General features: G+C 35.7%; 7 protein-coding genes. 2 read left to right on the top strand and 5 right to left on the bottom strand.

Translation table 11 applies throughout. The features are described 5' to 3' along the window. Nucleotides 1-36 precede the first annotated feature (36 nt). From G5B32_RS16355 to G5B32_RS16335, 5 genes are read right to left on the bottom strand one after another with little or no spacing between them, the layout of a single operon-like run. Entirely contained in the window at nt 37-1,053 is a 1,017-nt protein-coding gene (locus G5B32_RS16355; protein WP_223815450.1) for a LacI family DNA-binding transcriptional regulator, read from the bottom strand. A gap of 44 nt (nt 1,054-1,097) precedes the next feature. Next, the gene (locus G5B32_RS16350; protein ID WP_165292566.1) at nt 1,098-2,747 is read right to left on the bottom strand and encodes a S41 family peptidase; all 1,650 of its coding nucleotides are present in this window, start codon (nt 2,745-2,747) and stop codon (nt 1,098-1,100) included. A gap of 11 nt (nt 2,748-2,758) precedes the next feature. Further along, a complete protein-coding gene (locus G5B32_RS16345; RefSeq protein ID WP_165292565.1) occupies nt 2,759-3,316 on the bottom strand; it encodes an HAD family hydrolase in 558 nt (185 codons plus the stop codon). Then, entirely contained in the window at nt 3,316-3,786 is a 471-nt protein-coding gene (locus G5B32_RS16340; protein WP_165292564.1) for a hypothetical protein, read from the bottom strand. The genes G5B32_RS16345 and G5B32_RS16340 overlap by 1 nt, the downstream gene beginning before the upstream one ends. A gap of 19 nt (nt 3,787-3,805) precedes the next feature. Further along, nucleotides 3,806-4,456, bottom strand: coding sequence for an ABC transporter ATP-binding protein (locus G5B32_RS16335; protein WP_190302867.1), 651 nt, complete (start codon nt 4,454-4,456; stop codon nt 3,806-3,808). A 138-nt stretch (nt 4,457-4,594) separates the two neighbouring features. On the opposite strand from G5B32_RS16335, the gene sucC reads away from it, so the two are divergent. Then, nucleotides 4,595-5,791: an ADP-forming succinate--CoA ligase subunit beta gene (gene sucC / locus G5B32_RS16330; RefSeq protein ID WP_165292562.1), complete on the top strand. Its 1,197-nt coding sequence runs from the start codon at nt 4,595-4,597 to the stop codon at nt 5,789-5,791. A gap of 399 nt (nt 5,792-6,190) precedes the next feature. Beyond that, nucleotides 6,191-8,016 (top strand): hypothetical protein (locus tag G5B32_RS16325; RefSeq protein ID WP_165292561.1); only part of this gene is annotated, 1,826 nt, incomplete at its 3' end.

Below are 8,016 nucleotides of genomic sequence, written 5' to 3'. Positions count from 1 at the left end.
TCTTATTTAGGACGGTACTGGCCTAAAATATAAAGTTTATTGATAAACTAATTTGGAGGCAAAAATATGATCTTGAATTATTTCTTCACTATCCTTATTATCCAACAACTCCAATAAAATACTAGCCGCTTTGGCACCTTGTTCAGCTGGATATTGTTCGATACTTGCCAATGGCGGATTATCCATGTATTTCCATAATGAATAATTTGCAAAACTTATTACCTGAATATCGTGTCCTAAATAGATTCCCTTTTCTTTTGCATATCTGATGATGTCAAAAGTAACGTAATCATTGAACGCTAAGATTGCCGAAGGCCTATCAGCCAAGTCTCTTAATTTCTCCATCGCTTGGTAATTGCTTTCTTCTGTCAAATCCGAATAAACTACATATTTATCATCAAAATTTAGCCCGTTATCCAACAAAGCTTTTTTGAAAGACAATGTACGCTCGCCAGACGCTTTCAAGGTCTCAGGACCATTGATTAATGCGATTTGCTTATGACCGCGCTCCGCGAAAGCTTGAACAGCCTCTTGAATACCTGTAGAAAGATCGCAATACACTTTAGGCACATCATCCACACCTTCAGGCACACAATCAAAAAACACAATTGGAATTTCGTATTTGCGTAGACGTTCAATAAAATCCAGATTAGTCGTATTCTTTCCTAATGACATAAGTATACCATCCACACGATGTGTTCTGAAACTATTGATAATATTAAGCTCACGTTCTGGATTATCTAAGGACTGTCCTAAAAGTACAGTAAACTTCTTTTCACCTGCCACTTCTTCGATTGCACTGATCGCTGATGCAAAAAAAGGCTCGGACAACTTAGGAAGAATCACCCCTAAAGTAAAAGTCTTACGTTGTTTGAAAAAGATGGCTGTCTGGTTGGGTTCGTAGTTTAATTCTTCAGCGAGCTTTTTTACTCGCATAGTCGTCACTAAACCTATACTTGGGTGATCATTCAATGCACGCGAAACTGTTGAGGGAGAAATTCTTAGTTTGCGCGCTATTTCCTTAATCGTGATAGGCTTATTGGGCTTATTCATAGAACTCATCAAATATATTAATCTCTAAAGTCTAAAGATAAGGATTAAAAATGAATCTTTTTGGTAGGAAATTTATACATACCGCGTATTTTATTGGATTTGAACCCTTCTTCCATAAATTTTCGATCAAAATTAGTATTCGGAGAAACTGAACGCGTAGCTGTACTCTTAAAATTACCAGATTTTATATGATTTAAGGCTGCAGATAGCATAGATTCTTCTTGTTGACCAAAATCTAAGAATGAATCATACTCCCAAACATGTGTATTAGGTTTTAAACCATCAAAATAATCGCCATACCCATTCTTATTGAACATCTGAAAAGATGTTACATACAATTCATTGCTTATACTAACGATATCTATTGGAAAGAAACCTACAGGTTTGCCATACGTATTCTTTGCAATAGTTGTATTATTTTCTGAACGGTAAGTACCGATCATATACACATTCATATAAGGTGTCAAATTGTTAATGAGCAACTCACTGGCTGATGCTGTTTCCTCAGAAACCAAAAAGTAAATATTTGACACATTCAAATTACCTTTCTTATTGAATTTTACGGGCGCAAAATCTTCACCTTCATCATCCCAACCTAACTGTTTGAGGATATCATTAATCTTGTAGGAATACATCAAACTACCAGAAGCAGAACTGCGCACCAACAAATCAGATAAATATTCTGCAGTCAATACCGATCCTCCCCCATTGTACCTTAAATCCACCACAATATTTTCTACGTTTTTAGAAGAAAAGCTATTGAAAACCTCGCTTAGTCGCGATTGAAAAGGTTTTGTTACACCTTTATCTAAAACCCAAGCATCCGTTGATAAAAAAGAACTAAGTCCAAGGTAGGCTACATTTTTGTTCCCTGCCACTAAAACAGTATCTGCAAAAACAGCATCTGCATAACTATTTCTGGCATAGGCAATACTTACAGTCTTTTCTTGACCTGTTGGAGTTTTATACTCTATAGCTAGATTAGCCAAGTTCAGGTAATTATTTAGCTCCCGGAAATTAGAAGCTTTTTGGCTGTTATAATCTATTTTGGTATCGCCATTAAGACTAATGATTTGCTGTCCACGTCGCAAACCCGCTTTATATGCAGCTGAATTTTTTTCGACAAAACGGATATACAAACCGCTATTTAAGTTATTAGCGTCTTTTTGCAGATACATCAAATCCATCCCAAATCCTGAGATATACCCTTGCTGAATAGCACCTGTTACAAAACCACCTCTATCCAAAAAACTATACCAATCATAAGCTTTGCTTTCACCTGCCTGATGGGTGTATAATATATCGCTGAAATAAGAAAAATAGTTACCGCTTCCAATATTAGGTTTCACTTTATTACCAACCACACTGACCTTGGTCGTATACATCAAATAGCCTAATACATCCCCTGCTGACTGAAAATACTTAGTGTAATTATTTTTGAGGTAATCGACAGAATCCATCACCCCGATACGAGAAGTGGTAGGGCTAATTGCTTTCTCCCACAGTGATAAATATTTGTAATAATACCATACGGAATCTTTGAGTCTATTCTCGTAAGTATCGTCTGTGTAAGTTCTAGTTGTGTCTATCGCATATCGTGTGGGGTCATCTCGCTCATCGTCATCTCGCTCACAGGAAACAAAAAATATGGCTACAATTGATAGCAAAAAAAAGATATGTGAATATTTTTTCATTACCGAAACGCTTAATCCAACACTAACATACTGTCTTCCAGCACGCTAAACTCTTGTGCAAGATAAGGAATAATGTCTATTTTTTGATGCAGTAATTCATCTACAAAATAGATTTTAATTTGCTCTTTATACGGGGTTAAAATATCCCAATCAATGAATTTCAACTTATTCAGCTGTTCTACAGGATTACCTTCCGTGAGAATAGCAACTTGTTTATTGGCTTCAAAAAGCTTGTTTAATTCCGCTTTTACATTCGTAAAAAGCTCTAAACGTAGTGGAAGTTGCGCATTGGCTTTTAAGCGTTCTAGATTTTCACGGTACTTTTCTTCAATACCAAATACTTCTTTTGCCGCATCGAAGGCCTTTTCTTCGCCATGATACAAGTAAACTTTCTTCATGAAATTAGCCAAGTCGTTAGCCTTTACAGTACCTTCTGTGAATTCGTAAAAACTTCCAAAAAGGTAATACACTTGCAACAAATAATCCTGTTTTGGAAACAAGACATCATCCAATTCGAATGCGTATACCTCTTTATCTAATGCAATCTCACCTATATTCTTATTCTCCATTATCTCGCTACCGCTAAAAAGAAATCCATTTCTGAATCAGACAATACACCTAATCCGTTTATCTCGATATCTACCTGTCTATGCGACAACAAATCTGTCTTATCCAGCAAAATACTTAACGGCAATTCTTTTCCTGGATTTGGCAATATTTCCAACTCTTGCAATTGTTGTTTTGTAGGGCAGATAATACAAATACCGTATTCTTCAAACAGCAACAATGATTCCGATAAGGCTTCAATTTCTTGCAGTTGTAGAGGTAAAATGTATTCGTAATTATTATCTAATGCCAATTTCAACATTTCGTGAGCAAATGTTGGGTTTACTCCTTTCGGAATTTTCACAAACTTGTCCTGCATGAACGCAGGTAATTCGTCTGATGTAGCTTGAATGATTTCAAATCGATCTGCTAACAATTTTGAGACACGCAGCCCTAAGCTATGTGTAGCACTGGTAATTAATATTTTTTTCAAATCCTTCCCTCTCTATTTCTTAAAATATATTTCCATCTTTCATATGGATCGTACGATCCGAAATATTTGCTAAATCCTCATTGTGGGTTACAATCACAAAAGTATGTCCCATAGAGTCACGCAAATCAAAAAACAACTTATGCAAAGCAGCCGCATTTTCGGAATCTAAATTACCCGAGGGCTCATCCGCCAAAATGATTTTTGGATTATTGATCAAAGCGCGCGCTACAGAAATACGTTGCTGCTCGCCTCCTGATAACTGCGAAGGCTTATGATTAGCTCGACTTGCTACCCCAAGCAAATCCAACAATTCCATTGCTCTCTTCTCTGCTATATCTGTTTTTGTCCCTCCAATATATGCGGGGATACACACATTTTCCAAAGCCGTAAATTCAGGCAATAAATGATGAAATTGAAACACGAATCCGATATGGAGGTTTCTAAAAGCACTCAATTCTTTAGAAGAAAGTCTATGGATAGCGGTATCATCAATAAATACCTCCCCCTGGTCGGCTTTGTCCAATGTCCCAATAATGTGCAACAAGGTACTTTTCCCTGCGCCCGAAGCGCCTACTATACTGACAATTTCACCTTTTTCTACAGTAAAATCTACTCCTTTGAGAATAGGAAGATTGCCGTATGATTTATAGATATTTGATGCTTTTAGAATCATGACACGAATTTAAGAAAAAGAATCAGATTGTCATTTTGATATAAGGCAATAAGCAGTAATGATTAACAAAAGTATCCAAATAAATTCTTGTCTCTTAAGAATAAAAGTCATATTTTTACGTCAAATTTTTTATCAATGAACATTCACGAATATCAAGGAAAAGAAATACTTAAAAGTTTTGGCGTTAGAGTCCAAGAAGGAATAGTTGCTGACACTCCAGAACAAGCAGTAGCTGCTGCTCAAAAAATGAAGGAAGACTTCAACTCGGACTGGGTTGTAGTAAAAGCGCAAATTCATGCTGGTGGACGTGGTAAAGGTGGTGGTGTGAAATTAGCTAAAAACCACGATGAGGTATTACAACGTGCTACTGACATCATCGGTATGCAATTAGTAACTCCACAAACAGGTCCTGAAGGTAAAAAAGTAAATAAAGTATTAATCGCTCAAGATGTTTACTATCCTGGAGAAAGTGAAACAAAAGAGTTTTACATGTCCGTATTATTAGACCGTGGTACTGGTCGTAATATCATCATGTACTCTACTGAAGGTGGTATGGACATCGAAGAGGTTGCTGAAAAAACTCCTCATTTGATCTTCAAAGAAGAAATCGATCCTAAAGTAGGTTTACAAGGTTTCCAAGCACGTAAGATTGCCTTCAACTTAGGTTTATCAGGTGCTGCGCACAAAGACATGGTAAAATTCGTAGCTGCTTTATACAAAGCTTACGATTCTATCGATGCTTCGATGTTCGAAATCAACCCTGTATTAAAAACTTCAGATGATAAAATTTTAGCGGTAGACGCGAAAGTAAACTTAGACGAAAACGCTTTGTACCGTCATGCTGACATCGCTGCTATGCGCGACATCACAGAAGAAGATCCAACAGAAGTAGAAGCTGGTGAGTCAAACTTGAACTATGTAAAACTTGACGGTAACGTAGGTTGTATGGTGAATGGTGCTGGTCTTGCGATGGCAACTATGGATATCATCAAATTAGCTGGTGGCGAGCCTGCAAACTTCTTAGACGTAGGTGGTACTGCTAATGCTGAAACAGTAAAAGCTGGTTTCAACATTATCTTAAAAGATCCTAACGTAAAAGCTATCTTAATCAACATCTTCGGTGGTATCGTTCGTTGTGACCGTGTTGCTCAAGGTGTAATCGATGCTTACAATGAAATTGGTAACATTCCAGTTCCAATCATTGTACGTCTTCAAGGTACTAACGCTGCGGAAGCGAAAAAATTGATCGACGAATCAGGTCTTCAAGTTTACTCAGCAATCTTGTTAAAAGAAGCTGCTGAATTAGTAACTAAAGTATTAGAACGTAAATAGTATTTTTTATACTTCGACAATAAAAAACCCCTCATAATCTTTGGATTTGAGGGGTTTTACTTTTGAATTTAGTGCAAGAATTTTCACTAAAAGATCTCCGTTTCCCAGCCAAACGCATCCGTTAATTCATAGTCATCCATTATCGTAGGAACATTATCATTGGGATTTTCTCCTCCAAAAGTTAAACGCGTTGAACCTACACAAATGCTCTCTTCTACATAGAACTCAAACTCAACAAAAACCGGAGGGTAATATTTTATCTTAATAAATAGATTTTTTAATCTAAAATTTTAAAATATCTTTTCAAAGATAAATTATTATTTCATGTTTGTAAATAATTTTCTAAAAAAGATAACTAATTAAAGTTAGTAACATCTACTATCATTAAGAAAAACGAATATGAAAACTTTTTTATTTCATAGCACAAATTGTGCTATCACACTCTTAATTTCATTAAGTATATGCATACTGTCAAATATTAGTTGTTCATCTAATAAAGACTTGAACTATTCGGATTATTTTGGTAATGAAAGCTTATCTTTTAGCATTACAGGTATTAAAGAAACCGTTGATATTAATCAAATTAGTGCCAACATCAGAAAAAACGAGGATCAAATTACCGAACATCACCAAATTATATTAAATAAGGCTAATACTCTTTCCTCTGATCTAAATTGTATAGGCTCGATATCCTATTCTGATATCAAAGGAGAATCAAAAGATATCACGATTGTGAATGAAATTGAAAAAAATGTCCCTTCTAAACCAAAACAGAAGAAAACGAAAAGGTATGCTGGTAGTAAAATGCAGAATGGTAAGAAATACAGAATATTAATATTTGATCAGAGTGGAAATAACTTTATAACTAAGCTTGATGCAACAGTTGGTGAAGATGCTCCACGCTGGGAAAATGCAAAAAGAAATACTACTTACAAATGGATCGCATACATATTTAATAGTGAGAAACTTCCCAACTTTCCAAACACACCTACAGAAAGCGATTACACTCTTCAAATCTCAGCACCAAATGGAACTAAATTCACCTCTTTATATTGGGATCAAGGAACTATTACAACCGCTAATACAGCCCATATAAACAACAAATCAACTATTTTATTTCAAGCTAGACAAACTCTTTTTCAGGTTAAGATTAGCGGTAGAGCATTATTTGATAAAATTTTAAACTTCAGTAGGAAAATAGAAGGCCTCCCACTTACTGGCGACACATTTGATTTGAAATCAGGCAATTACACATCTAAAACTAACTCCCTATCACATGTTGACTTTGATATACAAGAATGCTTTAGTTCGAGTAATGACACTGTATTTAATTTAAATTTATACACTACTTTTGAAGGGAACATTCCTGCCAATGGAATTTCTTTGACGTTAAATCAAATTACATTTGCAACCGATGCATTTAATAAAGCTAATAAAAGTTCTAGAACACTTACTAGGAACAGATATGGCGATCCTCTTAAGTTTACGTTTAATTTTGCTGACGACAACATCACACTCAAGTTTGGTAAAAAAGCTAACATTTTATTTGACATGAGTCCTCCTATGATCTTAAGAGGAGGTCAATATTATGCAATTTCTAATTTATACTTGGACGAAATAAATCAAAAATATGCGCTCAGACATTATAATACAGACATATACGATCACCCTGATTTTAATGGATTGAACGGATCAAAACAAGAATATTTCAATTGGAAAGCTTTACGACCTGGTTTAAATGAAGTAAGTGGAAAGGGTGATCCTTGCGCATTTGCATACCCCAAAGGCTTCTATAAAATGCCCACACAGACCGCTCTAACCAGTCTAACAAGTTCTGCGTTTAGTAATTCCACAAATACAGCTACTGTTCCACGTAAGTTTGGAACCTTTGAAGTAGAAGGCTCATCTAGGATTGCCTATTTTGTTACGCATACAATGAGTTTCTTACCTTACAGTAATTTTCATGCGATTCCTTATTTACAATTGGGATATCGACAATCTGGAAGTGATTCATATGCTTTACGAGTCGATAATCTAAGTGAACAAGCTGCAGCACAACTGTGGAGCGATCAAGAGTTTGAAGGAAATAATTCAAATGCTTACTACTTATCTATTTCCAACAGCAATGCTTCAGCCCCTCTATCTGTTTCATTACAAAACGGAGCGAAAAATCAAGGGAGACAAATTAGATGCATGTATAATTTTCAATACATCTATGAAATAGA

Source organism: Sphingobacterium sp. SGL-16, assembly GCF_011043515.1.
Lineage (GTDB): Bacteria > Bacteroidota > Bacteroidia > Sphingobacteriales > Sphingobacteriaceae > Sphingobacterium > Sphingobacterium litopenaei.
The sequence above is the reverse complement of the archived record's forward strand: the minus strand, read 5'-3'. Positions and strand labels throughout refer to the sequence as shown.

Bases quoted from the DNA above. Each gene is read 5' to 3' on its own strand.
- G5B32_RS16355 (WP_223815450.1), bottom strand. From the start codon at position 1,053: ATGAATAAGCCCAATAAGCCTATCACGATTAAGGAAATAGCGCGCAAA.
- G5B32_RS16350 (WP_165292566.1), bottom strand. From the start codon at position 2,747: ATGAAAAAATATTCACATATCTTTTTTTTGCTATCAATTGTAGCCATA.
- G5B32_RS16345 (WP_165292565.1), bottom strand. From the start codon at position 3,316: ATGGAGAATAAGAATATAGGTGAGATTGCATTAGATAAAGAGGTATAC.
- sucC (WP_165292562.1), top strand. From the start codon at position 4,595: ATGAACATTCACGAATATCAAGGAAAAGAAATACTTAAAAGTTTTGGC.